This window comes from Nostoc commune NIES-4072 (genome assembly GCF_003113895.1).
Classification (GTDB): Bacteria; Cyanobacteriota; Cyanobacteriia; order Cyanobacteriales; family Nostocaceae; genus Nostoc; species Nostoc commune.
The window spans coordinates 6,431,322-6,457,508 of record NZ_BDUD01000001.1 but is presented as its reverse complement, the minus strand read 5'-3'; the positions used below and the strand labels follow the sequence as shown (position 1 = coordinate 6,457,508).

Here is a 26,187-nt window from a genome sequence, read left to right as displayed (position 1 = left end):
GAAAATCAATCTCAATCTAAATTAGGCGAGCAGAACAATCTACTAAATTAATCTCGTCATGCAGAAGCTACCTAAGCAAGATTCTCAACCTCAAAACCAACTTTATCTATCTTTGCGATCGCTCAACTTATTCTTACTTAATGCGGTCGTTGCTTCAACTGTTATTCTGGGTACAACTCGTATTTTCACCCAGATTTTTAAGTCCCCGAAGATATTCACACCTGCTGTTGGGGTTGAGACAGCAGTCAAACCGCCAATGGTTAGCGAAGGCAAAGGCAATCAGCCAATTAGTAACGGCAGGAAAACGCGATCGCATCCAATAGACGAAGAACGCCAACAGCCAACAAACAGCGCAAAACCTACACTTGACGCTTCAAAAATGTACAGCACACTTGTAGCTGATTTGCAACCACAGAGCCAAAAAAACCAGCAGATTCTTAACAACCAGACGCGATCGCTCTTAACCTTGAACTTAATAAATGATAAGCAGCCGCCGCAGGACTTGATTAGAGCGCCATCTCAAAACGTCTCCAAAGAAGAATCGCCTATCAACTTTCAGTTAACGACTGATACCCAAGGAAAGCAAACCCAAGCAGCAGCGCTAATTTCTCAGAATCAATTTCCAAAAGCCGAAAAAAAGGCTGAAAATAGTCTCAAACAAAATCAACAGGAATCATTACAAGATGCTGGTACAGTTGCACTAAAGCTTTCTGATATTGTTGTCTTGGCTTTGCAAAACAATAGAACGATTAAAAACTCATATCTTGAAAGGATAGCTCAAAGACAAGACCTGGCAGTGGCAGAAGATAAATTTGCTCCTGACTTTATACCCACCCTGTCAATGTCGGTAGCATCATCCGAGTCTAGTGCAACCACAACTACTAATGAAGCCGGTCTTGAGGCAAAAATGAAGATTCCCACTGGGGGAGAACTGAGTTTTGGGTTCGCAGGTAACGCTCTAACACCAAAGATAAGTTTTAATCAACCTCTGTTGAGAGGAGGTGGAGTCGATGTAAACAGAGCTTCAATTAAGACTGCTCGACTTACAGAAAAAAGCAATGTGCTGGGTTTAAAATCGACATTGACCAATACCATTACGGATGCTATTTTGGCATACCGAAATTTACTCCGCGCTCAGGAACAATTGAAAATTGAGCAACTTTCCTTGACAAGCGCTCAAGAAATTCTAGAAATTAACCAAGCTCTGATTGCTGCGGGTAGGTTAGCACCAGTTGAAATTATCCAAAGCCAGACAGCGATCGCTAACCGACAAGTAAGCTTGGTGGCTGCTCAAAATAGTCTTCAGTCAACAAAATTAGCTTTACTTCAAGTTCTCGATATCGATCAAAATACCAATATTGTGGCAGCAGAAGTTCCCAAGGCATCACCTGTTACTTTAGATCAAAACAAAATAAAGCAATTAGCGCTCTTAAATCAGCCGGAATATTTGCAGGCACAGCTAAACCAAGATATAGCTAAACTTAACCTGTTAGAGGCAGAAAATAACAGACGTTGGGACTTAGGTTTGAATATCAGTTATGACAATACAGGAAACAACGCAACACCAGATGTTAGAGCTGGGCTAACTTTTAGCAAAACATTAGGTGATCTGACAGTAGAACAAACATTTCAGCGTAGCCGAGTCAACCTACTGCAAACAGAAAATAATTTGAACGAGCAGCGTGAAAGCTTAGACATTCAGGTAACAGACGGAATTAGAGATGTTAATTTGAGTTTTAAGCAGGTCGAACTTGCAGGGCAAGCCAGGGAGTCTTCTGAACGACAACTAGAGATAGAAAGAGAAAAACAGAGATTAGGCAGGGGATCTGGAGTTTTCGAGATTGTCAGTCTAGAAAATAGTTTGGTAGAGGCAAGAAACGCAGAACTTAATGCAACTATTGAATATCTCAATGCTTTGACGAACCTTGATAAAACTGTAGGAACCACATTAAACACTTGGCAAATAACAATTGAGAGGAATCAAAATTGATTTTTCTGTAGTAAGGACTTTATTCCTAGATTTTTAAGCACGCTTTGTGCTTACTACAAACTCATCAAAATAAATGTGTCATTGACTTTTGAATGGGTAGGAGGTTTTCATCGCCAGAATCTTCAAAGCTACTGCTTCGGGGACGGGCATCACTGATAACCGATTTCCTTGTTTCACCAACATTAACTCTTCGGCGCTAAACTCTTCTTTGAGTATTGATAGCAAGATAGGGTTAGAAAAAGCCTCAACAAATTCCACTACAACTGTTTGCCACCGAGGGGATTCGGAACTTGATTTCGGGTCGTAGTATTTACTTTCTGGCTCAAACTGGGTCGGGTCAGCAATATCTTTTTTCACTACACGCATCAACCCAGCAATATTAGGAGGATTAGCATTGGAGTGATAAAAAAAAGCTAAGTCTCCTTCATCCATTTGGCGCAAAAAGTTGCGAGCTTGATAATTGCGAATACCGTCCCAGATAGTCTCTTTCTGCTGTTGAAGGTCAGCAATACTATAGGCTTCTGGTTCTGATTTCATTAGCCAATAATTCATCTATACAAATTATCTATAGGAATCGTATTTGATTTTTGAAATTATCTATGTGGGTGGGGAGTGGGGAGTAGGGAGTAGGGAATTAGGCTTTTCGATCTGTACTGAGATTTTTCAGAAATCAAACATTAGTTTTATATATACAAAAGTATTTTAATTTTGAGTAGGTAAGTAAGTTCGTAGTAAGGACTTTAGTCCTTATTTTCTAAGCACTAAAGTCCTTACTATAAACCTTCTTGCAATAGCTTAGACATTGTACTAGTGAATATTTCACTTAACTGCGGTAAGCTATGACAGCATAAAAAGGATCTCCTCCAGCTGCACCCAACCACTGTAATAAACTCGGTAATGTTGACTTATGAGCTATAACTTCTGCGGTTGTAAATCCTGGAACTGAGGCGAAATACTCTTTGACTAATTCTACTCGCTGCGCTTCTGAAGCCTCCCGCCAAGCTTGAATCGCCTTTTCAAAAAACATCCGGTTAGAAAAGCTGATAATTGCGACACCACCGGGTTTTAAGATGCGGTAAATTTCAGAAAATACTGCTTCTGGATATTGTACATACTGCACAGATACGCAATTGAGAACAGCATCAAAGTCTTCATCTGGTAAAGGTAGCTGCGGATTTTCGTTAAGATTTTGCACAAAGTAATGATTTAAACGGGCATTTCGTGTTAATTCCTCAGCGTTGAGTCCGTGCCCTTCTACATGGGCAAACTGTATCTCTTCTGGCAGATGAGACACCCAGCTGCTCATCATATCAAAAATGCGGGTGTTGGGTTTGAGGCGATCGCGGTATAAATCCGTTAGCTGTTGAATAAATCCTTCATCGACATGGGTAACAAAGCGCGGATAGGCATAGAACAGCTTATCGTCTGTGTCATCTAATTTCAGGCGCTGATTCGGTCTTAACTGCATAAATCTCTGTTTTGGAGTACTGTTTCCGAAATTTGCGGCAATTTCAGATATTTTTTCACAAACACTATGTAACATATTTTAATAACAGCAGGATACCTAAATAGCAGCATTCAATTTTTATCAGTTTAATGTTATATAAACTACACTTCTTACAGCATATTTGGCGACAAATCCGCCTAATCGCATCATTACCCTATTTAAGTTTGTTAGTTTGGATACTGCCTTTATTATTATTTACTTCTGGGCACAATAGCCTGATGGCACATGATGAAGCACTTTACGCTTCCCGTGCGCGTTTGATGTTTGATTCTGGTAATTGGATAACTCCTTGGGAAAAAGCACATCATAAAACCCCTGGGCCTTATTGGATAATTGCCAGTTTCTATAAACTGTTTGGTATAAGTGATATTAGTGCGCGTATTCCTAGTATGATTGCTAGCATTTTTAGCTTATGGCTGGTGTATGAAATCGGCAAAAGTATGCTAGGCAAAAAATTAGGTTGGCTAGCTGCGGCAATTTTAAGTGTGGAATTTTTCTGGCTGCAATACTCTCGCTTAAGTACACCTGATCTCCCGATGGTTCTATTAGTACTTTTAGCTATTTTGTCTTTAATAAAAACGGAATCATATCCTAAATATCGCTATTTTTGGAGTTTTATAGCTGGTTTAAGTTTAGGTTTAGGTTTCGTAGTTAGAAGCTTTATGATTTTTTTGCCAATCATAGCTTTATTCCCTTATTTAATTTGGGAACATCGCCGTCATCATCATCTTACTAACCCATTTTTGTATTTAGGCTTTTTTGTAGGTTTAATCCCTACCTGTGTTTGGCTGTGGTTAAGCTGGCTGCACTACGGAAATCAAAGTGTTGAAGAATTGCTCAAGTTTGTTGTGCAGCTAGGTTCTGAAAATAATTATAGAAATGATCGGCTGTTTTATTTATGGAATATTCTTTTAAAAGCATTCCCTTGGCCTTTTTTCGGACTTTTAGGTTTATTTTTGACTGTACGTCGTCCTATTAATCGTTATCAGTTAATATTAGTTGGCTTTCCACTTGTTCTATTTTGTGAACTTAGCCTTTTTAGTACTCGTCTTCCTCACTATAGTCTTTGCCTTTATCCGTTTGTAGCTTTGCTTGCATCTGTGGGTTTAAATTGGTTAGGTAGTATTTACGAAACAGGAATTACGCCGCAATTACTTCTTGAAAAAGGTAAAATAAATATATTAAGCCTTTTTGCAAAAAAGAATCTTCCTCGAAATCTCAGTTATGGCTTTGGTGGATTCGGTGTTTTACTTGTAATAGTGAGTATTGGTGTTCTTAGTTGGGGTAGTTTTGACATCCGCAAGTATGCATCTATTGGTTTGGCTATGGGCTTGGGTTGGTTAATTTTACCTGTAGTGTGGATTAGTCGTTACCACTATGACAAGAAGTTTCTCACAGCGCGTTATTGGATTGCAGGCTGGTTAATTCCTTGTTGGTTAGCTTTGGCGATGACGGGTAGCATAGGGCTTTTAAGTGACTATAACCCTGTTTTGAAATCTTTTTTACAACAAAGTGCGATCGCTCCAATTCTTCAATCTCATCCTACTTACTATGTGCATATAGACCCAAAAACCCAAGTATTACTTAATTTCTATCTTTCTATTCAGCCCCAACGAGTAGGCTCTATTTCCCAAATACCTGTTTTGAGCTATGCTTGGATATATGCTGGCCAATCCGATAAATTATCTCGACCTCACCGCATCCTTGGTACAACCAAAGAGTATCAGTTAATTCAAATCCTTCCCTAGCTGGTATTAGCTTTGGAATATTTTCATTGCTAAAAAAGATTAATCTTGATAAGATAATAGTACGCATACTAAGTATTTTTTAAATGGTTTCTACATCTAATCACTCCCCACCTTTAGATTCGTGGCAGCAAAATCTAGCACCATACAATTTGGGTTATAGAATCAAATTAGTCTCGCAACTGCTCAGTCGCAAGTTTACAGACAGACTAGAACCCTTTGGTCTTACGCCATTTCACTGGCTGGTGTTGTGCTGTTTGTGGCAAGAGGATGGTTTACCTACTTCTAGTATTGGGGACAAACTCAAACAGGTAGGGGGGACTTTAACAGGCGTACTAGATCGGATGGAAGAACGCGGCTTGGTGCGTCGAGAACGCGACACTCACGATCGCCGCATCTGGCGAATCTGGCTAACGGATGCAGGTAAGGAACTAGAAGCTGTTTTACCCCCAATCGCCGCAGCCGTGCGTGATGAAGCGATGGATGGTATTTCCTTTACTGACCGAGAACTGTTTTCCCAAATCTTGAACCGGGTGATCGCTAACCTCTCCTAGAGATGATCCCATAATCACCCGACCGGGGGAGGTGATGTGAAGATTTGTTTTGAGATAATAATACGCATACTAAGGAAATAAATTTTTTTCAGAAAATACTACGCATTCTAAATAAAAGACTATCAATCAAATTCCTGCACGAAGAAACAAGCTAACAATCATGAAAACTAATACTTTTAACGGACGCAACGGACACAAAACCCCAGTTATCGAAAAACAATTGATTCCTGATTCCGAGACTTTAGAAACTGTGACAGCAGAATCACCTGTTGTAACACCTGAGATAGAGAAAGAAAAAGAAGCTCCACGGAAGCGGAAAAGACCGAATAATTTAATTTTGGCAGCATTAGGTGTGGGTGCGATCGCCGCAGGTGGTTTTGGTTATCACTATTGGCAATACGCCTCCACCCATCAGGAAACAGACAACGCCACCGTTGCTGGAAACATCCACCAAGTTAGTAGCCGCATTCCCGGAACTGTAAGTCAGGTGCTAGTGGATGACAACCAACTGGTGCAACCGGGACAATTGTTAGTGAAATTAGATCCGCGAGACTATGAAAGTAAGGTACAGCAAGCAGCAGCAGCCCTAGAAAATGCTCGTGGACAGGCGCAAGCCGCCCAAGCAAACATTGCTTTAACTTCACAAACCACCACTGGTAAGACAACTCAAGCGCAGGGTGATGTCAGCAGTGCGGTAGCAGCAATTTCTACAGCCCAAGCAGCAGTTCAAGAAGCTCAAGCAGGGATACCAGCAGCGCAAGCTGAAGTCAGACTAGCCGAAGCAGGGATTCCCGCCGCTCAAGCGCAGGTAGCGCAAACAAATGCGAATTTGGAAAATGCGCGAGCAGATTATGATCGCTACAACCAGTTGTATAAATCAGGTGCCATCGCTCGTCAGCAGTTAGATGCAGCTAAGGCCGCTTTTAATGTGGCTACAGCACAAAGGAACGCTGCTCTTCAGGGAGTACAACAAGCTCAAGCCAGGTTAGCCTCTGCTAAAGTTGGTGTTGCTAAAGCCCAGTCTCAACTAGCACAGGCGCAAGAAAATGTCACCAACGCCCAAGCTAAATTGGCAGCATCTAGGGGAGGATTACAACAAGCTACCGCAGGCGGACAAGATACAACAGTCAAACGTAGCCAATACGAAGCGGCAAAAGCGGCGATCGCCCAATCAGAAGCAGCGCTCAAAGACGCACAATTACAACTATCTTACGCCAACGTTACCGCCCCCAGTGCCGGACGAGTTGGTAGAAAAAACGTTGAAGTTGGTAACCGAGTCCAAGCAGGAACACCATTAATGGCGATCGTCGATAACAACTATTGGGTTGTTGCGAACTTCAAAGAAACTCAATTAGAAAAGATGCGCCCAGGAGAAGAAGCAGAAATCAAGCTAGATGCTTTCCCCCATCACACCTTTGTTGGTCATGTTGACAGTATTTCGCCAGCTTCCGGCGCTCAATTTGCTTTATTGCCACCGGATAACGCTACAGGTAACTTTACCAAAGTTGTCCAACGCATCCCAGTAAAAATAGTTTTCGACCAAAAGAGCATTCAAGGCTACGAATCACGGATTACTCCGGGGATGTCTGCGGAAATTGCTGTGGAAGTCAAGTAATATCATGTCCACTAAATTACCCATAAAAAAAACCCACCCCGCCTGCGGGGAGAGGTTGGGGGTGGGGTTCTTGGGTTTTAGTAAATAATCAACCGGACATCATTAATATTAAAATTGCCTGTAAACAGATTGAAAACCTCTTTCTGTCTATAAGATTTTCATACATCTAAAGACAGGCGTATAGAGATGAGGTGAAATGATATTTATGAAAGCAGATTGGTATAAAGCAAAGCTGACATGAAAAAACCGCTACTACCTGCTTTAAGGTCAAGAAACTACCAACTGTTTTTTGCCGGACAAGGTATTTCCCTAATTGGGACTTGGATGACGCAACTTGCCACGATTTGGCTAGTTTATGATTTGACAAATTCCCCATTAATGTTAGGAGTTGTGGGATTTTCGAGTCAAATTCCTAGCTTTTTTTTAGCTCCCTTTGGCGGAGTTTTTGTAGATAGGTTTTCTCGATATCGTACCTTAATTAGTACACAAGTCTTGGCGATGGTTCAATCGTTAACATTAGCAGCGCTAGCTCTGACTGGTGTAATTCAGGTATGGCACATTATCGCCTTGAGTTTGTTTCAAGGATTTATTAACGCTTTAGATGCGCCCGCCCGCCAAGCATTTGTGCCAGAATTGGTTGAACGTAGAGAAGATTTAGGCAATGCGATCGCTATCAACTCCACGATGATCAACGGTGCTAGATTAATTGGCCCTGCGATCGGGGGTTTACTAATTGCTAGGGTTGGAACTGCTTATTGTTTTTTATTTGATGGTTTGAGCTACATTGCTGTAATCGCTGCTTTATTGGCAATGAAAGTTAAACCTTGGAAAAATGTAGTAACTGACGGTAATCCCTTAGAAAAAGTCAAAGAGGGATTTGTATATGCCTTTAGTTTTCCACCCATTCGAGCAATCTTATTACTATCAGCTTTAGTTAGCCTCATGGGGTTACAAAACACTATTTTAGTACCAGTGATTGCAGAACAAGTTCTCAAAGGTGGTGCAGAAAGTTTAGGTTTTTTGATGGCGGCTTCTGGAGTTGGAGCCTTAACTGGTGGTATTTATCTGACTACGCGCCAAACAATCTTAGGAATTGGTAAATTGATTGCTTTAGCACCAGCAATTTTAGGAATTGGTCTAATTGCCTTTTCATTGTCTCGATTTTTACCGTTCTCTTTATTTACAATGTTATTTGTTGGCTTAGGTACAATTCTCCAAATTGCTGCTAGCAACACCTTTTTACAAACAATTGTAGAAGATGACAAACGTGGGAGATTGATGAGTTTATACACAATGTCATTTTTGGGGATGATTCCCGTGGGTAATTTATTGGGAGGCTTTTTAGCCAGTCATATTGGCGCTCCCAACACTTTAATAATTGATGGGATAGTTTGCATGATAGGCTCAATCATTTTTAGCAGAGAGTTGCCTGCTTTAAGAAAAATGATGCGTCCAATTTATGAGCAAAAAGGTATTATCAAAGTTTAGAAATTTTGAGCAGAAATCATATTTCAATTTCTTTGCACAGAAAGATAAATAAGATTTAATAAGAGATTTTTTACAACTTTTTGAAACAGGAAAAATACTATGGCTAATACAGGTGTAGTTCGTCAGCAAGCACCACCAGAGACTGTACCGCTAAGAACTTGGATTGGTGTATTAGCGAGTATGCTTGGTGCATTTATGGCAGTATTAGATATTCAAATAACTAATGCTTCACTGCAAGATATTCAAGCAAGTTTAGGAGCAACCCTAGAGGAAGGTTCTTGGATTTCTACAGCGTATCTTGTAGCAGAAATTGTGGTAATTCCTCTAACAGGATGGTTATCACGAGTATTTTCTCTACGACGTTATCTGTTAGTAAATACTGCACTATTTATTTTCTTTTCTATATGCTGTGCTTGGTCGTGGAATCTCAATTCCATGATTTTCTTTCGCGCCTTACAAGGTTTGAGCGGAGGAGTATTAATTCCCACTGCTATGACAGTTGTATTAACGACTTTACCCCAATCTAAGCAATCAGTTGGGCTGGCTGCATTTGGGTTTAGTGCAGTTTTTGCACCTTCAATTGGCCCAACATTAGGAGGTTGGTTAACAGAAAACTTTGGTTGGGAATATAACTTTTATATAAATGTAATTCCAGGGGCATTAATGCTAGCTGGTGTTTGGTATGGAATTAAGCAAGAAAAACCCCAAATTAATTTACTAAAACAAGGTGATTGGTGGGGAATTATTGCGATGGCTATTGGGTTAGGTTCTCTACAAGTTGTTTTAGAAGAAGGTAGCCGCAAAGATTGGTTTAGTTCAGCGTTGATTGTCCGCTTAAGTGTGATTGCGGTAATTTTTTTGGCGATATTTTTCTATATAGAATTAACTCGAAAGCAACCATTTATTAATCTACGGCTTTTGTCTAAACGTAACTTTGGTTTAGCCAGTATTGTAAATGTGTCGTTGGGTGTAGGGTTGTATGGTTCAATTTATATTTTACCTTTGTATCTTGCCCAAATTCAAAAATACAATGCCCTGCAAATTGGTGAAGTGTTGATTTGGGCTGGTATTCCTCAACTCTTTATTATTCCCCTCATCCCCAAATTGATGCAACGCATTGATGTGCGGTTGATGGTAGCTGTTGGTGTGGCTTTGTTTTCCATCAGTGCATTTATGAACTCTGGAATGACTAATGAAACAGGATTAGATCAATTACGGTGGTCGCAATTCGTGCGTGCAATGGGACAACCCCTAATTATGGTGCCACTTAGTTCTATTGCCACTGGTGGATTAAGCCCAAAAGAAGCAGGTTCGGCAAGTGGTTTATTTAATATGATGCGGAATATGGGCGGTTCTATCGGAATTGCTTCTTTAGCAACTTTATTAGCAAACAGAGAGCAATTTCACTCGAATAGATTGGGTGATGGAATATCTTTATATAACCCAGAAACTCAACAGCGAATTGACCAAATGACGCAGTATTTTGTCAGTAAAGGAGCAGATTTAAGTACAGCACAAAATCAGGCGATCGCAGCCATATCTAACATAGTCCGCCGGGAAGCATTTGTAATGGCTTTTAACGATTGTTTTTATTTTATTGGCATTGCTTTGTTAGTCAGTGGACTTGCCGTTTTATTCTTCAAAAAGGTGAAGCCAACTGGTGGCGCTGTTGCTCATTAAATTGGTTATAAACTTTGAAAGTCTTGTTGTGAAGTAGTCTATTATAGTTAAATTACTTTCCGATACAAAATTTGCTAAAAATCTTATCTAAAACGGATTCTGTAACCTCTTCTCCGGTAATTTCTCCTAGTGCTTGAATCGCACCTCGTAAGTCAATTGTCCAGAAATCAAGAGGTAACTGCTGGGCAATTGTTGCTTGTACTTGTTCTAAAGAAATTTTCGCTTGAGTTAAGGCTGCTGCTTGCCTTTGGTTGATGGCTAAATCCATATCAGCAGCTTGGACTTTTCCCGATTTAACTATCTCTAAAATTGCTGTTTCTAAAGCATCAATACCTTGGTTTTGGGCTGCGGCTGTGGCAATTTTAGATTTTAGATTTGGGACTTCGACTTCGCTCAGTCGAACGATTTGGGATTGAATAGTTTTGCTTTCGTCTTCTTCTAATAAATCGATTTTGTTAATAACTAGAATTAATGGACGGTGTTGCACCTGTTCGTAAATTTCTCGATCGCCTTCCGTCCAACCGGTTGAAGCGTCAATGGTAAGCAAGACTAAATCAGCTGCATTGGCAGCACGACGCGATCGCTCGACGCCAATTTTTTCCACTTGGTCTGTTGTTTCCCGAATCCCTGCTGTATCAAGCACTTGTATGGGAATTCCCCCGACAACTAACTGCGATTCCACCACATCGCGGGTTGTACCGGGTAAATCAGTGACGATGGCGCGATCGCTCTGGCTCCAAGCGTTCAATAAGCTCGACTTACCCACATTCGGACGCCCCACAATTGCCACTTTTAAACCTGTGCGTAGCAACTCACCTTTATCTTTGGTTGCCAATAACCTGGTGATTTCTGCGGCAATTTTCTCAATTTCTGATATTATGAGTTTATCATCCAACGGAGTCAGGTCTTCCTCAAAATCAATTCGAGCCTCGATTTCTGCCAAAATATCTAAGCAGTTGGCGCGTAACTGCCGGATCGGATGAGCTAATTTTCCCTGTAAACCAGCTAAAGCAGTTTGGGCAGCTTGAGGCGATTTAGCTCCTACTAAATCAGCAATACCTTCGGCTTGAGTTAGATCCAATCGCCCATTCAAAAAGGCGCGGAGAGTAAATTCTCCGGGTTGGGCTAGTCTAGCGCCATTTTCCAAACACAGTTGTAATACCTGCTGCACTGCCATAATTCCCCCGTGGCAATGGAATTCCACCACATCTTCACGGGTGTAAGAACGGGGTGCTTTCATAATCAACAATAGGGCTTCATCTACCAGTTGTTGCGTTTGGGGATGGCGAATGTAACCGTAAAGAATCCGGTGACTTTCCCAAACTTGTCGCCCTGGTGTATGAAAAAGAATTTGGGCTAGAGCCATTGCTTGGGAACCAGACACCCGCACAATACCAACACTACCCTGCTGAGGGACAACAGCAGTAGCGATCGCAGCGATAGTTCCAGTAGTAGCAAAAACTTCTGACATGAGCGCCCTTTATAAGAGTGAGGAGAGACGCGATTAATCGCGTCTCTTAAGAGTCAAAATAATAACTCATAACTGATAACTTTCTAAATGGTAAGTATTTAGACTAATGGGATGGCAACTGGCAAGGTAAAATTTACCTGGAGGGAATGTCTGATAGTAAAGAGTTAGGGGTGAAAATTATAACTCCTGTACAGACGCGATTAATCGCGTCTCTGCTCATAACTTTTAGAAAGAGGAATTTACTGTGGAGCAAAAAATTAACTGCGCTGTAGCCTGTGTTAACGGGTGTGTTTTAGGGGATAAATGCCCTAATATCGAGTTTAGAGAGGCCACTGCAAAATTTATTGAAGAGACTCCCTTAGACAAAATGTTGGAGTTGGCACAAGAACGCTTGCGTAAAAAAATGACGGAACCGCCAAAATGGGTTTTTCCTGAAGATCCATAGCATTGGCGCCAACAGGCTCAAGCAAAATAGCGCAATGGTTAAATAGTATCTGGATCTATATTTAATTCTCGCAGTTTTGCCGCCAAGCGATCGCTACGTTGCTTCTCTTGATCAGCGCGTTGCTTTTCTTGTTCAGCCTGTTGTGCAACTTCTTCCGGTGTTGGAACGAGTTCTGCTTCAGGAGTGAAAAAGCGTAACTTTTCTTGATAAACACCTAAATATAAACCTAGCTGTTGACTCCACAACCAGCCTTGGGGATTGGGTTCTAGTGGTTGATATTCACCATCAAGCAAATGAAACCCTGCAAATTCTAAAGTTTCTGGGTCAAACCAGAAGTAATCTGGTGTGCGAAAGATATCTTGGTAAATTTCTTTTTTTAAGCCCTTATCAGTATCGCCTGTGCTATTTGAGAGAATTTCTATAATTAGATTGGGATATTTGCCATCTTCTTCCCAAACAACCCAGCTTTTACGGGGTTTGCGTTCAGTCCTTAGTACTACAAAAAAATCTGGCCCTCGGAAGTTTTCTGATTTGCGCTGGCGTGGACTGTAGTAAATGGTGAGATTACCTGATGCATAAAAGTCATTACGATTTTGCCACAACCACTCCAAGCATTGAATGAGCAGTGTCATTTGTAGCCGATGCAAGTCAGTTTCCAAAGGCGGTTCGTCACTATATAAATCCCCTGGCGGAAATATAACATCTTTTGGGACTTCAAAATCTTTAGTGACAGACATGATGGCAAGTGTCTCAGTGCTATAAGTTTAGCGTAGCAGTGAGGAGCGTAGACGTGCAGCAAGCAGTTTGTCAGTATATATCTCAGGTATTATAAGGTATTCCTATAAGCATATAAACATGAATCAATGAGACAACTCAGACTTTTTGAGTATGAACCGTCCAAAGAAAAGCTCCCAACCAATCTGACAACAAATCGTCATCCTATACACAGATGGTTCAACTTCATAGCTGGCTTTTCTCCAGAGTTCGTGAGTTCGTGCATTCAAGAATCTGGCTTAACAGTAGATGAGATGCTTATCGATCCATTTTCAGGTTTATCTACCTCCCTTGTACAGGCCAACTTTCATGGTATATCCTCTGTTGGTTTTGAGGCTCACCCTTTTTTCTACGATATTTCGCTTGCTAAAATATTCCCCCCTACTTGCACACAGCAGATAGATACCATCGAAAAAATTTGTCGATTTATTGAACCGTATACTAGTGATATTGCAGAAGTTTGGACAACAGATGCTGCGCTTTTTTTAGTAAAACTTGTCCCAGAGCAAGAATTGCGGCTTTTAGCATCTGCTCTTATGCTTGAAAATCAAATTAGACCTACTGACCGTCCGCTTTATCGTCTCATTATTTCTCGCGTACTTGAACTCACATCTGGCTCTCAAACAGATGGAATTTACAAAGCTCCTACTAGTCAGAAGAAATCAACACCATATCAAATTGCTCTCCAAAAAGTTTGTGATGATATTAGAGACGACATTAAATTACTAGAAAACAGGTTTAAACCAAGAGCAAAATTGCATTTTATTAGTTCTGAAACCATGAATACTCTGAAAGATGAAAGCTGTTCTCTATGCATCACTTCACCACCTTATCTCAACAATTTTGACTTTGCTGAGATGACAAGGATGCAACTTTATTTTTGGCGTTATGCTGGCTCCTGGCGTGAGATTACAGAACGAGTGCGTCGGCGATTAATTGTTAATACCACAACTGCTCCAAGTGACCTCAAACAGAATCAAAATATATTTCTAGAAGCTATATCAGCAAATGTTCAATCTTCATTACAACCACTAGTTAATGAGCTTAAGCAACAAAGAAAACTGAGAAATGGCAAGAAAGACTATTACCTACTTGTATATCCTTACTTTGGACAAATGCAACGAGTATTTCAAGAATTAAAAAGGGTTTTACGACCTCAGAGCCACGTTCATATTGTTGTAGCAGATGCAGCACTTTACGGAGTTCATATCCAGACGGAAAAATTATTATCTCAGATAATGGAAGAAAATGGATTTGAGATTTTAACAATCGAAACCTTGCGGACACGAGGGAGTCGCTGGGTTTTAGAAAAACGGCAAGGTATCGACAAACCTCTTGGAGAATTTCATATACATGCAAGACGAATTTGATGCTGATAGCTCACCAGAACTAAGTACCAGTAATACACTTTACCAGATTGCTAGGGAAGGAATGACACTCTATGTCCAAATTTACTTAGAACTGAGTAAGCAGACTAGTGGCTTCGCAAATATTCAGGCAGAACAGATCCAGATTTTTGAACAAAAACTAATTATCCTCAGTGGTCTTGATAGTTCACTCGACCCAACCGAAGCTAGTCCACAAGAGGTTGTACAAGAACTTTTTCGGATGCAAGCTGTCCCTTTTGATGTAGAGTCAGCAATTACAAAAGGTGTGTACATTCAGCTAAGAAACAGAGTAGAAAATCTTTTAAATGAACTGTATATAATCACAAAAGGACTTGAAGAATTTGATGCTGACTATATTCAATGCAATTCCTATATGCTTCCGATTCTTCAACGCCTTGCCAATATTACAAGTAAGGCGGCGTTAAAAAAACAAATTGGTAATGTATCGGATAATGCTATTTCACAACCAGCAGCTAAAAAACTGGCTGAAATATTGAATAAACGAAAGCCAGGTCAGACTATGACTCGCCAACAAATTTTGCAGAGTATTGAACCAACTCTTGAGGGTATTGTCCGTGATTTGGTAGGTAGAGTACTTCTTGAACGTATTGTTGCTAAGGCTCTTGATGATGCTAACGTTCCTTATAAGTTAGAGTCTGAATATAGCTATCTTGAGGGTGTTATTTATAACTTCCGAGCCGACTTTGTTATTCCAGATGAAAAATTCCCAAAAGCTCTTATAGAGGTGAGAAAGTCATCTTCCAGACACGCTTCACTATATGCAAAAGACAAAATGTTTTCAGCGATTAATTGGAAAGGCAAGAATAAGGAATTGCTTGCAGTTCTTGTAGTAGATGGAGAATGGACATCTGAAACTCTGAAAGCGATGACAAGGGTGTTCGATTATGTTGTACCCCTCAATCGATCTTCTGATGTAGCGACGGCTATTTATGAATACTTACAAGGTGATATATCTAAGCTAAAATGGCAAATCAACTTTTCAATTACTCCAGCTAATTTAAAGATTGATAAAGATTAGTTTTAATATGCTGAAAGGCTAAATATCTAACCCAACAACCATTAACTCAGGTGGATGTTCAATAATGAACTGGTAATGTATCTCTCGTCGCTCTTGGGGTGGAAGAGTTAACTGCCATTCTAAAATTCCCATTTCACCAAGTTGAATTTGCGGATTGCTGCGGCTCAGACGCACTTTAATTTGCTCGTTGCGACTAACTGGTAATTGTTCAGTTAGTTTTAGATTTACTTCTTTCTCTAATAAGTTAGTAATGAACAACCGATAACTATAAGTAATCCGGCGCTGGTTGCTAATCAATCTTTTGTCTACCAGACGTTCGACTAAATCGCGCTCAATTTTAAAACTTTCATCAATCCCTAAGTTAAGTTTGAACTCTTGCCCAGGTGCAATATTTTCTAACTGAGTTGTCCCAATAAAAACATTGTCGCGGAAAATATTCGCTTTGCCTGGTAACAGAGTCGCACCGTTGGGATTATTTTTTACATTAGCTTGCAGATAAGCAAAACTTACTAAGCGTGGCATTGCCACATAATCGAAACTACAAGGATAATCATCATTGAAAATTGTAGTTTTATGAGGTGCGCCGTCACTGGGAATGTTACCGCCACTATTTAATTTAAAGGTAACTACGCTCCCTTCTTTGGATACTTCTGCGGTAACGGTTTCTGCTGGGATAAGACTTTCCTCTATAACTTCGTCTTCTTCTTGCCAATCTGCTCTAGCAGTAGAAGCAGACGGTTCTGCTATAGGAGGTAGCAGTGGGGGCTGGGCAGAAAATCGTCGTTGTCGTAACATTTGTGGACGTGGAGCATCAATATACCAGGGTTCAAGTTTGGGTGGGAGTGTACCTAATCCTGGTTTAGCGGTAGAAAGGGTAAGATTTGCACCAATCCAATCTTCGCCAGTGCTTTGAGTAATTTCTGCAAGGTAGCTCAAATGGACAATATCGCTGGTGGTGCTAAAGCGCAAGTCATATAACGGAGTCCAACTGGCGCGATTCACCAAATATGATATTTCTAGCTCAAACTCGCCTTCACCTGCAACTTCAACTCCTACAATTAAGCTAAAACTCTCTTTAGGATGGGGTGTTTGGATTATTTGCAATGAGGTGTGGAGTGCTTGCAGTTGTTTGTCTAATTCCTGCTGTTGAGTTTTGCACTCTCCAGATGCGATCGCATACTCACTATACTGGCTTCCAAGAAAGTTCAAAAAATCCAAAGTTTCGCTAAGGCTGAGATTTTTTCGAGACAAACTCTGTGCAAAGGGTTCCTCTGTTTTTTCGCGCAATCCGTCGATAAAACTGGACTGCAATGCTAAAGCATCCACTTGGGCTTGCAGGTGGCGTTTTTCTGCTTCTAACTGCTGAATTTGCCTTGTCAAATGTGCAAGCTCCGCTACAGGTTCAGTGGTGTAGATGCGATCGCTACTTACTCCAAGCATTCGCACCCCTACCGTACCTGTACCACTAACCCTGACAGACTCAGTTTCCATCTCTGGCACTGGGGTAATTACTAGTTCCTGTTCAATTCCTGTTAAATCAACTACACCCCGCCGTGTAACTAACGCTCTGTCAGCATACACGGTAACAGCTACAATCTCGCTTTGTACTGTTTTGCGCCAAGACGTTATTTCCGGGTTAACCACTGCTAGTTTCCCCTCATTTTCAATGGTTTTGCTGGTTAATTGTCAATGCTTCCCGGTCTAGCTGTCAACCCCTTGAGGTAATTCGTAATTACAAATTACGAATTATCCGTGAGTTGGTTCAAGCGTACTAGAAGCAGTATCAGTGTTTTGCCCTACAAAATTCTTTGCCGCAGCTAATAGATATTCATAATAGGCACGAGCGACGATCGACAACTGCTTGCCAGATGGGTAAACCATATACCAATTTCGCTCAATGGGAAAGTGTTGTACATCTAAAATGCTAAACTCTGAGGCGTCTAATAGTAAGGTATGACGGGATAAAACAGAAATTCCTAAACCACCTACAATCGCTTGTTTAATTGCTTCGTTACTTCCCAATTCTAGCTTGACTTTTACTGTTACCCCTTGTTCTTCAAATAGACTTTGGACGGCGCGACGAGTTCCTGAACCTGGTTCCCGCATAATAAAAGGTTCGTTAGATAGGCGTTGAATCGGAATATTTTTTTCTTTGGATAACGGATGATTAATTGGTGCAAAAACTATCAAAGGGTTTTCTAAAAATGGTTTACAAGTCACATCCATATTGTCTGGAATTTGGCTCATAATATATAAGTCATCCAGATTACTACTCATCCGTTCCAAGATTTGTTCGTGATTTGTTACTTGCAAAGAGATATCAATCCCTGGATAAAGTTTGCAAAACGGCCCTAACAAACGTGGGATAAAATATTTTGCTGTTGTAATCACTGCCAAACGTAATTGTCCTTGTTTTAGCCCTTTTAAATCTGCTACCTTCATTTCATACTGGGCTATATTGTCAAAAATCTGCCGACAAGTAGCAAATAATTCTCGTCCTGCCTCGGTGAGATACAACCGCTTCCCTACTTGCTCAAATAATGGCAACCCTACCGATTTTGTGAGTTGCTTGATCTGCATCGAAACGGTAGGTTGAGTGAGAAACAATTCCTCAGCAGCGCGAGTAAAGCTACTGTGCCGTGCCGCAGCCTCGAATACCTTTAACTGGTGCAGCGTCGCTTGCTTCAAAGGTGGTTCTCCTGTAAATAGCTATTCATCGATATAAAACTAGATTACTAAACACTTGCCAATGCTATAGCAATGCTCATTAGAGACTATGAGTTTTATATATTATAGACAAAACTCTATTACTTCTATTAAAACAAAGGTATTTTACTTATGGATTTAAGAAGCTATTATCAGAACAACAAGAAAAGCGTAAGATCCCTTCCACTTTCCGATGAATGATGGTTTTCCCAAATTCATCTATCATCATTCATCATTCCATAATTCTTCTGCAATTTTTGTCGGGAGCTTGGTTAAATCTGGTAATCTTAGTACTTCAATTTCGGCAACTTGTTCTTTAATATTCACTGGTAAGTTTAACGGTTCGCGTTCTTCTATCCAGCAGCTTGCCAATGGTAAGGTTTGCTCCATTTCGTCTAGCGGTCGGGGAATTACCATTACTGCATTTAATTCCCCAATGCGTTCTGCCTCAAACATCCCTGCTTCCACTGCTACTGCTACATTTGCTACGGAACCCCGAATAATCGCTGTACACAAACCCCCACCAATTTTTTCATACGCAGCCAAATGAACATCAGCAGCTTTGAGCATGGCATCACATGCTCCTACCATCGCTGGAAATCCCCGCGTTTCTACCAAACCAATTGCTTGATTACTCAGACGGCTGTAATTGCCGTCCTCCATCAATTTAGTGAAACGGGTTGTGATCGGAAGTACTATATCTAGGTTGGGATAAGGTCGGGGAATCACTAAGCTAGAAACCAACTGACCAAACTGTTCAGCCGTTTGGACACCAGATTCTACGGCAAGACGCACGTCAGCAATTCCACCCCGCACTATCGCAGTACAATATCCACCACCTATTTTTTCATACCCAACTAGATGAACTCCTGCTGACTTTAGCATCATATCCGCCGTCCCAACTATTGCTGGAAAGCTGCGGGTAGAAACTAAACCTAAAGCAGTATCTTGGAAGGTGTCTCGATTACTCACTCCCTCGATGGCGTTTAAAGACCGTTGATTAGATATTTCCATTATGAACTTTCCCAGATAATCACAAAGCTGACAACTTACAATTAACACTTACTTGGACTAATCGTCAGAGTTTCGCTCGTTCAGGGATTGTCTATGGGGAAACAATGTAGTCAGCAGTCTGTTTATGCTCCCTTGCCCATAAATCTGAGTCCCGAAACCGTTAGAGGATTCTGTAGCTAGTTGATTGAGGTCTGAGTCATGTTCTGTAGACTCTTGGGCAGATTGTTGCAAGGTGGAGTCAGCATCATTAACGGGTTCTTCTACGGGAGGAGGCTGGCTTTCTGGAGTGGCGGGAGATTTAAAGTAAGAAATCGACTTATTTTGTTTGAAATCCACAAAAGCCGAAGCTGAGAATTGAGTTGAGGAAACTTCTTTTTCCTTACCTCCCCCTAAGCCATTTTCCTCTTCCTTCTGCGGTGGCGCACTTGTAGCCGTAGGGTTATTCGTGGATGGTTCTGGTTGCTTTGTTTCGGCTGTTTGGGTAATTTGCCGACTGGTGTCTCCTAAAATCGAACCAGGTGCAATTACTTGTCCAGGTTCAACTGAACAGTTAAAAACTGTTGTTGCTGCACCAATGCAAGCATTTGCTCCAATTTTGCCTTTGCCAACCATCAAAAAACCGGCTCCCAAGTTTGCGCCTGCTTCTACCTCTAGGGTTCCTTCATGAACTTGGAGAATTGCTCCCATCCCAATACAGACCCCTGGCCCAATGATGATCTTGCTGTTTACAGCCGCTTGGAGGATCACCCCAGGTGCAAGTACTGCGCTTGGATGAATAGTCACCTCACCACTAATGTAAGAATCAAAGTTATTGCTGAGGCGCAGTAGCGGCACAGACATGGAAATTTTAACCTCGGAAGCCGGAATGGGGATGAGGGGCAGGGGGGATGAGGGAGCAGGGGGAGCAGGGGAGGCAGGGGAGGCAGGGGAAGAAGAATTATTGATTAATGCCCAATGCCCAATGCCCAATGCCCAATGCCCAATGCCCAATGCCCCATTCCCCACTATGGTCTTTGAATAATCGTTTCTAATACCCGACGCTTGGCTTTGGGGTCAATACCAATTAGGCGCACATATTCCCCTTGGTATTCGCCAAGGTGTCCTTCTACGGCTGCGATCGCTTCTCTTTCTGAGGAGGCTTGAATCTGACCGGTACTAGTCCAAGAACCAGTCCGGAACCGCCGTTGGTCTACGTGTTCAAGGCTAATTTTAGAGCCGCTAGCCAATAATTGTCGGAGTTGGTCTACAACTTCACTACTCAAACGGGTACTGGTAGCTGTTGCTGTTGCTGTTGTAGAAGGCGCACTGCTACTGCTAGTAAATGATTTCTGACTGCCAGAGGAGGCTACTTGACCATTTGGCCGTTGGATAATCGTTTCTAATACCCGACGTTTGGCTTTGGGGTCAATACCAATTAAGCGTACATATTCCCCTTGGTATTCGCCAAGGTGTCCTTCTATAGCTGCGATCGCTTCTCTTTCTGAGGAGGCTTGAATCTGACCAGTACTAGTCCAGGAACCTGTACGGAACCGTCGTTCGTCTACGTGTTCAAGGCTAATTTTATACCCACCAGCCAATAATTGCCGGAGTTGGTCTACCACTTCTGTACTCAAACGGTTGCTAGTAGCTGTTGCCGTAGCATTACCAGAAGTTCCACTGCTAGTAAATGATGATTTCTGACTACCAGAGGAGGCTACTTGACCATTTGGACGTTGAATAATCGTTTCTAATACCCGCCGCTTGGCTTTGGTATCAATTCCTATTAAACGCACATACTCGCCTTGATGGCTTTCTATACATTCTTCCAAACCGGAAATTACTTGATTTATAGAAGTTGCTTCAATTGGCTTACAGCTAGTCCAGGAACCAGTACGGAAACGGCGCTCGTCTACGTGTTCCATGCCAATTTTGTAACCACCTGCCAAAAGTTGGCGGATTTGCTCTACAGTTTCGCCATTGACTTTGCCACTGCTAGAGCCGTTACTATTACCATTATTGCTATAGCTACTGCTGTAGCTGCCATTGCTATGACTACTAGCCGGAGCCTTAAAATTGGTCGCTGGTTTAAAATCACCATCCGGGCGTTGGATGATGCTCTCTAACACACGTCGTCTATCTTTGTCAATACCAAACAGGCGAACATACTCGCCACTATGCTCACTAACACAGCTTTCTAATGCTGCGATCGCTTCACCGATGGATCTCGGTTCAATTGGTTGGCAACTAGTCCAAGAACCCGTGCGGAACCGTCTCTGGTCTACGTGTTCTGTACCAATCTTATACCCTTGTTCCAATAGATAGCGTACCTGCTCTATTGTTTCTGCACCCAAGCTATTGCTCGCCACTTCACTACTCCTTTCTAGCTCTAAAACAGTAACACCATTACCCTTATAAGATTTAGTGTTCTCATCCCGAATTGGTGCAATACATTTGCTATCCGCAGCACAAAGATAACCAGCTCGTAGCGCCTGATTAATCCCAACCACATGATGAGCAAAGTCTTTATCCTCATCTTGCACATCTGGCAAGCGGTCAGCTTGCTGCTGATTGGTAATGATCGCTCCCGAAGGTACATACTTACCGGCGGGAATTTCTACGTCTTGAATTAAAGTGTGCATCATCACGATGCAACCTGCACCCACCCTGGCATTAAACACCGTAGAGCGAAAGCCAATGAAGGAATTATCCCCTACATAAGCTGGTCCGTGAATTAGAGCCATGTGGGTAATGCAACTGTTTTTACCTACCCACACCGAGTATTTATTTTCATCGTCGCCAATTACTCGACCTTGCTCCAACCCATGAATCACAACACCATCTTGAATATTAGTGTTTTCACCAATATAAAAAGGTGTGCCTTCATCCGCTCTAATCGTAGTTCCCGGAGCAACGATTACATTTGCACCTATCCGTACATCTCCAATCAGATTGGAAAATGAATGTACAAAGGCTGTTTCATGGATTTTGGCTTCAGCTAAATTCCTCGACCACGGGGTTGGAGGTGCCGCCGTGCTGCGGACTGCCATTTCGAGATTCCTCCTGTATTGTCATTTGCCATTTGTCATTTGTCCTTTGCCATTTGCCTTTTGTCGAGAGCTAATGACTAATGACTAATGACTAATGACTATCGATATTGATCTTTTTTGCTGTAAATTAGGCGATCTTCAACGTGAATAGTATCTATAATCGCTACTACCACTGCATCTAATGGTCGCTGTTCATTGCCAATAACTTGACGAGCAGCACTGCCACGACTGACAAGTACCCACTCATCTACTCCTGCTCCCACAATATCTGCTGCTACCTCGTATTGTGGCAGGATGTTTCCGTCTTCATCTACTAATTGTAACAACAGTAGTTTCACACCTCGAAGACTTGGATCTTTTTGGGTGCTAACTACTGTGCCGCGAACTTTGGCGACTTGCATTACAAATTACGGTCTTCTACCGAAAGGACGAATTGCATTCACATTTTCCCGGAACTGCTCTACATCTTCGGTATAACGAATTGGTAGGACATATTCCAAGTTTTCGTGAGGACGAGCAATAATGTGAGTAGATAACACTTGTCCGCCGTTGACTCGCTTTACTGATTCAACACCAGCGCCTACGGAAGCTTGCACTTCCGACACATCACCCCGAACAATTACGGTAACTCGACCACTACCGATTTTTTCATAGCCTACTAGAGTAACACGGGCAGCTTTCACCATTGCATCAGCAGCTTCCACTACTGCTGGAAAGCCTAGCGTTTCAACCATTCCTACTGCAATTGACATTAGTTTTAATCCCTTTTTTATTGTTTTTAGCCTTGGACAAAAGTGATGCTCAAAAAGGTTTTGAGCGTTAATTACTTTGTTTAAACAGCTTTTAAGTACGGAATTGTTCTACAGCTTCTGTGTAACGTATCGGCAAGACGTATTCCAGGTTTTCGTGAGGACGAGCAATGATGTGAGTGGATAAAACTTCACCACCAAAAACTCTTTTCGCCGCTTCAACCCCAGCAGCTACGGAAGCTTGTACTTCCGATACATCTCCCCTAACTATCACGGTGACGCGAGCGCTACCAATTTTTTCATACCCTACTAAAGTCACACGGGCGGCTTTCACCATCGCATCAGCAGCTTCCACTACTGCTGGAAAGCCCTTCGTTTCAATCATCCCAACTGCAATTGGCATCGCAGAACTCCTACAATATTAATCCAATCTGTACTGTCGCTTAAAATTTTTGACGGGGAGAGCTTGATCTTAATAGCTAAGAAAACACTTCCAAATTAAGCATAGGAAAGGTTGGCCTTCCTGGCAATATAAATTACTATAATAGTTTATGATAAGAAAGTTTTAAAAAACTTAACAAAAATTTATCTGCCCTCCTGAGCAATTAAAGTTCTCTGATTCCTAGAGGAGCCACTTATGCTTTATAATTTCTTTATCTCATTTACAAAATGACATTCATAACCAAGGGTAATTTTATCTGGCGAGGGACGACAAGCTGCTATATGTTATGCTGTGTCTAGGTTCTGCCAATTTCTGCTATATATACAAGGACTAAGTGAAAAATATATAATTTTTCCAAATATATCCTATAAAGTAGTTTGTTCAAAGTAGAAATAAAAATGTAAAAACAAAGGTGAGGTTAAAGCAAGTAAATGCTTTAACCTATGTAAAGTTATATTTTATCAAAGTTTAATAGGGTAAAGAAAAGTAAAAATAATTATGATAGTTTAGTTGAAACAAGAGTAAAAAAATATTGATATTTATCATAAATTAATTTTGTAAAATAAATAATAGTATAAAAGCTTTTTTAAAATTAAGGCTGAGTCGTCAAGGTGAATTTAAATGCATCAATTTCTATTTTCAACAAGTTGGTTTGTGCCTTTATATAGCTTATTAGGCGCAATTTTGACGTTGCCGTGGGGAATAGGAATAATTCAGCGAACAGGGCCAAGACCTGCGGCATACATAAACTTGTTGACGACGGTTTTGGCTTTTGTCCATAGTCTGTTTGTATTTAACATTATCTGGGATAGAGAACCAGAAAAGTTACTGGTGACGTGGTTTAAAGCTGCTGATTTAGACTTATCTTTTGCCTTGGAACTCTCGGCAGTTAGCATTGGGGCAACAGTTTTAATTACAGGGTTAAGCTTACTTGCACAAGTTTACGCTCTGGGCTACATGGAAAAAGACTGGTCGTTGGCACGTTTTTTTGCACTGCTGGGATTTTTTGAGGCAGCCCTAAGTGCTTTAGCAATCAGTGATTCTTTGTTTTTCAGCTATGCCCTTTTGGAAGTGCTGACACTTTCAACTTACTTGCTGGTGGGATTTTGGTATGCTCAACCGCTAGTAGTGACAGCAGCACGGGATGCGTTTTTAACCAAACGGGTGGGAGACTTGTTGTTGCTGATGGGAGTAGTGACGCTTTCCACCTTAGCCGGCAGCTTGAACTTTTCAAATTTATATGAGTGGGCGCAAACAGCTAATTTAAGCCCAATGGCATCAACATTGCTAGGGTTGGCGTTAATTGCTGGGCCTGCTGGTAAATGCGCTCAATTTCCTCTGCATCTTTGGTTGGATGAAGCAATGGAAGGGCCGAACCCCGCCTCGGTAATGAGAAACTCACTAGTCGTAGCTGGTGGTGCTTATTTACTGTATAAACTACAACCATTGTTAGCCCTGTCGCCAGTTGCCTTGAATGTATTAGTAGTCATGGGAACGGTAACGGCAATTGGGGCGACATTAGTATCCATAGCTCAAATTGACATTAAGCGATCGCTATCTCATTCCACCAGTGCATACATGGGCTTAGTTTTTTTGGCGGTGGGGTTACAGCAAGGAGGTGTAGCCTTGATGTTGCTGTTAACTCATGCGATCGCTAAAGCATTATTATTCATGAGTTCCGGTTCAGTAATCTTGACTACCCAAAGCCAAGACTTAACAGAAATGGGCGGTCTATGGTCAAGGATGCCAGCCACAACTACTGCTTTTATTGTCGGTGCAGCCGGAATGGTAACACTCCTACCATTAGGAAGCTTTTGGGCTATGTTAGCATGGGCTGATGGTTTTGTGAATATTAGCCCTTGGGTAATTGGGGTTTTATTATTGGTCAATGGCTTAACAGCATTAAACTTGACCAGAGTATTCAGATTAGTCTTCTGGGGGAAACCGCAACAGAAAACCCGTCGCACCCCAGAAGTTGGCTGGCAGATGGCCTTACCAATGGTGATTCTTACAGTCTTGACTCTGCTTGTGCCTTTGATGCTACAGCAATGGTACTTGCTACCAGATTGGGAAAGTATTAATTGGTATGTGGCGTTAGCGTTATTTATTTCTACCGTCGTGGGGGTAGTTGTAGGGTCTACAGTTCATCTACACAAAGCTTGGTCAAGATCCAGAATTTTGGCGTGGAGATTTGTGCAGGACTTGTTAGGTTATGATTTTTATATTGACCGAGTTTATCGGGTAACAGTAGTGGGTGCAGTCGCACTGCTATCTAAAATCTCTGCTTGGAGCGATCGCTATTTAGTCGATGGTTTAGTCAACTTGGTTGGATTTGCGACTATTCTTGGCGGACAAACTTTAAAGTATAGCATTTCTGGGCAATCTCAGGGCTATATGTTGACCATCTTAGCGGTCGTCAGCGTCCTGGGTTTATTCATCAGTTGGTCATCTGGTTTACTAGATAAATTACCTTTTTAAGCGAGTTAGGAGATGCGATTAATCGCGTCTGTACAGGAGTTAGGAGTAGAGACGCGATTAATCGCGTCTGTACAGG

General features: G+C 41.5%; 23 protein-coding genes and 1 pseudogene. 11 read left to right on the top strand and 13 right to left on the bottom strand.

Annotated elements, in window-relative coordinates; all coding sequences use genetic code 11:
- Positions 1-58 precede the first annotated feature (58 nt).
- Positions 59-1,990 carry a TolC family protein gene (locus tag CDC33_RS28825; RefSeq protein ID WP_109011834.1) on the top strand — a complete coding sequence of 644 codons (1,932 nt, stop codon included), beginning with the start codon at positions 59-61 and terminating at the stop codon, positions 1,988-1,990.
- Between the two features lie 78 nt (positions 1,991-2,068).
- Here CDC33_RS28825 and CDC33_RS28820 read toward each other — a convergent pair whose 3' ends face one another.
- A complete protein-coding gene (locus CDC33_RS28820; RefSeq protein WP_109011833.1) occupies positions 2,069-2,542 on the bottom strand; it encodes an EVE domain-containing protein in 474 nt (157 codons plus the stop codon).
- A 271-nt stretch (positions 2,543-2,813) separates the two neighbouring features.
- Complete coding sequence (locus CDC33_RS28815) at positions 2,814-3,458, bottom strand: class I SAM-dependent methyltransferase (protein ID WP_109011832.1); 645 nt, start codon at positions 3,456-3,458, stop codon at positions 2,814-2,816.
- 128 nt (positions 3,459-3,586) lie between these two features.
- On the opposite strand from CDC33_RS28815, the gene CDC33_RS28810 reads away from it, so the two are divergent.
- The 5 genes from CDC33_RS28810 to CDC33_RS28790 all read left to right on the top strand — a co-directional run bounded on the left by CDC33_RS28810 (position 3,587) and on the right by CDC33_RS28790 (position 10,579).
- The gene (locus tag CDC33_RS28810) at positions 3,587-5,245 is read left to right on the top strand and encodes an ArnT family glycosyltransferase (protein ID WP_109011831.1); all 1,659 of its coding nucleotides are present in this window, start codon (positions 3,587-3,589) and stop codon (positions 5,243-5,245) included.
- An 83-nt stretch (positions 5,246-5,328) separates the two neighbouring features.
- Positions 5,329-5,796 carry a MarR family winged helix-turn-helix transcriptional regulator gene (locus CDC33_RS28805; RefSeq protein ID WP_109011830.1) on the top strand — a complete coding sequence of 156 codons (468 nt, stop codon included), beginning with the start codon at positions 5,329-5,331 and terminating at the stop codon, positions 5,794-5,796.
- 160 nt (positions 5,797-5,956) lie between these two features.
- Positions 5,957-7,411 (top strand): HlyD family efflux transporter periplasmic adaptor subunit, encoded by a 1,455-nt coding sequence (locus CDC33_RS28800; protein WP_109011829.1) that lies wholly within the window; start codon positions 5,957-5,959, stop codon positions 7,409-7,411.
- Positions 7,412-7,648: 237 nt separating this feature from the next.
- Entirely contained in the window at positions 7,649-8,899 is a 1,251-nt protein-coding gene (locus CDC33_RS28795; protein ID WP_109011828.1) for an MFS transporter, read from the top strand.
- 99 nt (positions 8,900-8,998) lie between these two features.
- Positions 8,999-10,579 carry a DHA2 family efflux MFS transporter permease subunit gene (locus tag CDC33_RS28790; RefSeq protein WP_109011827.1) on the top strand — a complete coding sequence of 527 codons (1,581 nt, stop codon included), beginning with the start codon at positions 8,999-9,001 and terminating at the stop codon, positions 10,577-10,579.
- A 52-nt stretch (positions 10,580-10,631) separates the two neighbouring features.
- On the opposite strand, the gene mnmE is transcribed toward CDC33_RS28790, so the two are convergent.
- On the bottom strand, positions 10,632-12,050 hold the full coding sequence (gene mnmE / locus CDC33_RS28785) for a tRNA uridine-5-carboxymethylaminomethyl(34) synthesis GTPase MnmE (protein WP_109011826.1): 1,419 nt from the start codon (positions 12,048-12,050) through the stop codon (positions 10,632-10,634).
- Between the two features lie 244 nt (positions 12,051-12,294).
- Between mnmE and CDC33_RS28780 the strand changes: the two genes are divergently transcribed.
- Positions 12,295-12,495, top strand: coding sequence for a hypothetical protein (locus tag CDC33_RS28780; RefSeq protein ID WP_109011825.1), 201 nt, complete (start codon positions 12,295-12,297; stop codon positions 12,493-12,495).
- 38 nt (positions 12,496-12,533) lie between these two features.
- Here the strand turns inward: CDC33_RS28780 and CDC33_RS28775 are convergent, their stop codons facing one another.
- A complete protein-coding gene (locus CDC33_RS28775; protein WP_109011824.1) occupies positions 12,534-13,232 on the bottom strand; it encodes a Uma2 family endonuclease in 699 nt (232 codons plus the stop codon).
- A 126-nt stretch (positions 13,233-13,358) separates the two neighbouring features.
- Here CDC33_RS28775 and CDC33_RS39930 point away from each other — a divergent pair, with 126 nt between their 5' ends.
- Together CDC33_RS39930 and CDC33_RS39925 are read left to right on the top strand one after the other, a co-directional pair.
- Positions 13,359-14,639 (top strand): hypothetical protein, encoded by a 1,281-nt coding sequence (locus CDC33_RS39930; protein ID WP_219930074.1) that lies wholly within the window; start codon positions 13,359-13,361, stop codon positions 14,637-14,639.
- Positions 14,623-15,696, top strand: coding sequence for a hypothetical protein (locus CDC33_RS39925; RefSeq protein ID WP_219930073.1), 1,074 nt, complete (start codon positions 14,623-14,625; stop codon positions 15,694-15,696). Before CDC33_RS39930 ends, CDC33_RS39925 begins: the two co-directional genes overlap by 17 nt.
- An 18-nt stretch (positions 15,697-15,714) precedes the next feature.
- On the opposite strand, the gene CDC33_RS28765 is transcribed toward CDC33_RS39925, so the two are convergent.
- The 4 genes from CDC33_RS28765 to ccmN all read right to left on the bottom strand — a co-directional run bounded on the left by CDC33_RS28765 (position 15,715) and on the right by ccmN (position 20,256).
- Entirely contained in the window at positions 15,715-17,340 is a 1,626-nt protein-coding gene (locus tag CDC33_RS28765) for a mucoidy inhibitor MuiA family protein (RefSeq protein ID WP_109011823.1), read from the bottom strand.
- Positions 17,341-17,442: 102 nt separating this feature from the next.
- Complete coding sequence (locus tag CDC33_RS28760; RefSeq protein WP_109011822.1) at positions 17,443-18,384, bottom strand: LysR family transcriptional regulator; 942 nt, start codon at positions 18,382-18,384, stop codon at positions 17,443-17,445.
- A 243-nt stretch (positions 18,385-18,627) separates the two neighbouring features.
- A complete protein-coding gene (gene ccmO, locus CDC33_RS28755) occupies positions 18,628-19,416 on the bottom strand; it encodes a beta-carboxysome assembly protein CcmO (protein ID WP_109011821.1) in 789 nt (262 codons plus the stop codon).
- Positions 19,417-19,473: 57 nt separating this feature from the next.
- Complete coding sequence (ccmN, locus tag CDC33_RS28750) at positions 19,474-20,256, bottom strand: beta-carboxysome scaffolding protein CcmN (RefSeq protein WP_109011820.1); 783 nt, start codon at positions 20,254-20,256, stop codon at positions 19,474-19,476.
- Here ccmN and CDC33_RS28745 point away from each other — a divergent pair.
- Positions 20,255-20,437: a hypothetical protein gene (locus tag CDC33_RS28745; protein ID WP_109011819.1), complete on the top strand. Its 183-nt coding sequence runs from the start codon at positions 20,255-20,257 to the stop codon at positions 20,435-20,437. The two genes, ccmN and CDC33_RS28745, sit on opposite strands and share 2 nt — an antisense overlap.
- Here CDC33_RS28745 and CDC33_RS40690 read toward each other — a convergent pair.
- The 5 genes and pseudogenes from CDC33_RS40690 to CDC33_RS28725 form a co-directional block, all read right to left on the bottom strand.
- Positions 20,421-20,642, bottom strand: a complete 222-nt coding sequence (locus CDC33_RS40690; RefSeq protein ID WP_244919436.1) for a RuBisCO small subunit-like domain-containing protein — start codon at positions 20,640-20,642, stop codon at positions 20,421-20,423. The genes CDC33_RS28745 and CDC33_RS40690 overlap by 17 nt on opposite strands.
- Positions 20,643-20,774: 132 nt before the next feature.
- Positions 20,775-22,442: pseudogene (gene ccmM / locus CDC33_RS28740) on the bottom strand (beta-carboxysome scaffolding protein CcmM); the annotation flags it as partial.
- Between the two features lie 98 nt (positions 22,443-22,540).
- The gene (ccmL, locus tag CDC33_RS28735) at positions 22,541-22,843 is read right to left on the bottom strand and encodes a beta-carboxysome shell vertex protein CcmL (protein WP_109011817.1); all 303 of its coding nucleotides are present in this window, start codon (positions 22,841-22,843) and stop codon (positions 22,541-22,543) included.
- Positions 22,844-22,849: 6 nt separating this feature from the next.
- On the bottom strand, positions 22,850-23,194 hold the full coding sequence (locus tag CDC33_RS28730; protein ID WP_039748664.1) for a carbon dioxide-concentrating mechanism protein CcmK: 345 nt from the start codon (positions 23,192-23,194) through the stop codon (positions 22,850-22,852).
- A gap of 91 nt (positions 23,195-23,285) precedes the next feature.
- Positions 23,286-23,594: a carbon dioxide-concentrating mechanism protein CcmK gene (locus CDC33_RS28725; protein WP_012410633.1), complete on the bottom strand. Its 309-nt coding sequence runs from the start codon at positions 23,592-23,594 to the stop codon at positions 23,286-23,288.
- 660 nt (positions 23,595-24,254) lie between these two features.
- Here CDC33_RS28725 and CDC33_RS28720 point away from each other — a divergent pair.
- Entirely contained in the window at positions 24,255-26,111 is a 1,857-nt protein-coding gene (locus CDC33_RS28720) for an NAD(P)H-quinone oxidoreductase subunit F (protein WP_109011816.1), read from the top strand.
- The last annotated feature ends 76 nt before the right edge of the window (positions 26,112-26,187 follow it).

Excerpts from the sequence above, each read along its gene's own strand:
- ccmO (WP_109011821.1), bottom strand. The coding sequence starts at position 19,416 with ATGGAAATATCTAATCAACGGTCTTTAAACGCCATCGAGGGAGTGAGT.
- CDC33_RS28720 (WP_109011816.1), top strand. The coding sequence starts at position 24,255 with ATGCATCAATTTCTATTTTCAACAAGTTGGTTTGTGCCTTTATATAGC.
- mnmE (WP_109011826.1), bottom strand. The coding sequence starts at position 12,050 with ATGTCAGAAGTTTTTGCTACTACTGGAACTATCGCTGCGATCGCTACT.
- CDC33_RS28800 (WP_109011829.1), top strand. The coding sequence starts at position 5,957 with ATGAAAACTAATACTTTTAACGGACGCAACGGACACAAAACCCCAGTT.
- CDC33_RS28805 (WP_109011830.1), top strand. The coding sequence starts at position 5,329 with ATGGTTTCTACATCTAATCACTCCCCACCTTTAGATTCGTGGCAGCAA.
- CDC33_RS28810 (WP_109011831.1), top strand. The coding sequence starts at position 3,587 with ATGTTATATAAACTACACTTCTTACAGCATATTTGGCGACAAATCCGC.
- CDC33_RS28725 (WP_012410633.1), bottom strand. The coding sequence starts at position 23,594 with ATGCCAATTGCAGTTGGGATGATTGAAACGAAGGGCTTTCCAGCAGTA.
- CDC33_RS28825 (WP_109011834.1), top strand. The coding sequence starts at position 59 with ATGCAGAAGCTACCTAAGCAAGATTCTCAACCTCAAAACCAACTTTAT.
- CDC33_RS39930 (WP_219930074.1), top strand. The coding sequence starts at position 13,359 with ATGAGACAACTCAGACTTTTTGAGTATGAACCGTCCAAAGAAAAGCTC.
- ccmN (WP_109011820.1), bottom strand. The coding sequence starts at position 20,256 with ATGTCTGTGCCGCTACTGCGCCTCAGCAATAACTTTGATTCTTACATT.
- CDC33_RS28790 (WP_109011827.1), top strand. The coding sequence starts at position 8,999 with ATGGCTAATACAGGTGTAGTTCGTCAGCAAGCACCACCAGAGACTGTA.
- CDC33_RS28820 (WP_109011833.1), bottom strand. The coding sequence starts at position 2,542 with ATGAATTATTGGCTAATGAAATCAGAACCAGAAGCCTATAGTATTGCT.
- ccmL (WP_109011817.1), bottom strand. The coding sequence starts at position 22,843 with ATGCAAGTCGCCAAAGTTCGCGGCACAGTAGTTAGCACCCAAAAAGAT.
- CDC33_RS28745 (WP_109011819.1), top strand. The coding sequence starts at position 20,255 with ATGGAAATTTTAACCTCGGAAGCCGGAATGGGGATGAGGGGCAGGGGG.
- CDC33_RS28815 (WP_109011832.1), bottom strand. The coding sequence starts at position 3,458 with ATGCAGTTAAGACCGAATCAGCGCCTGAAATTAGATGACACAGACGAT.
- CDC33_RS28795 (WP_109011828.1), top strand. The coding sequence starts at position 7,649 with ATGAAAAAACCGCTACTACCTGCTTTAAGGTCAAGAAACTACCAACTG.
- CDC33_RS28730 (WP_039748664.1), bottom strand. The coding sequence starts at position 23,194 with ATGTCAATTGCAGTAGGAATGGTTGAAACGCTAGGCTTTCCAGCAGTA.
- CDC33_RS39925 (WP_219930073.1), top strand. The coding sequence starts at position 14,623 with ATGCAAGACGAATTTGATGCTGATAGCTCACCAGAACTAAGTACCAGT.
- CDC33_RS28775 (WP_109011824.1), bottom strand. The coding sequence starts at position 13,232 with ATGTCTGTCACTAAAGATTTTGAAGTCCCAAAAGATGTTATATTTCCG.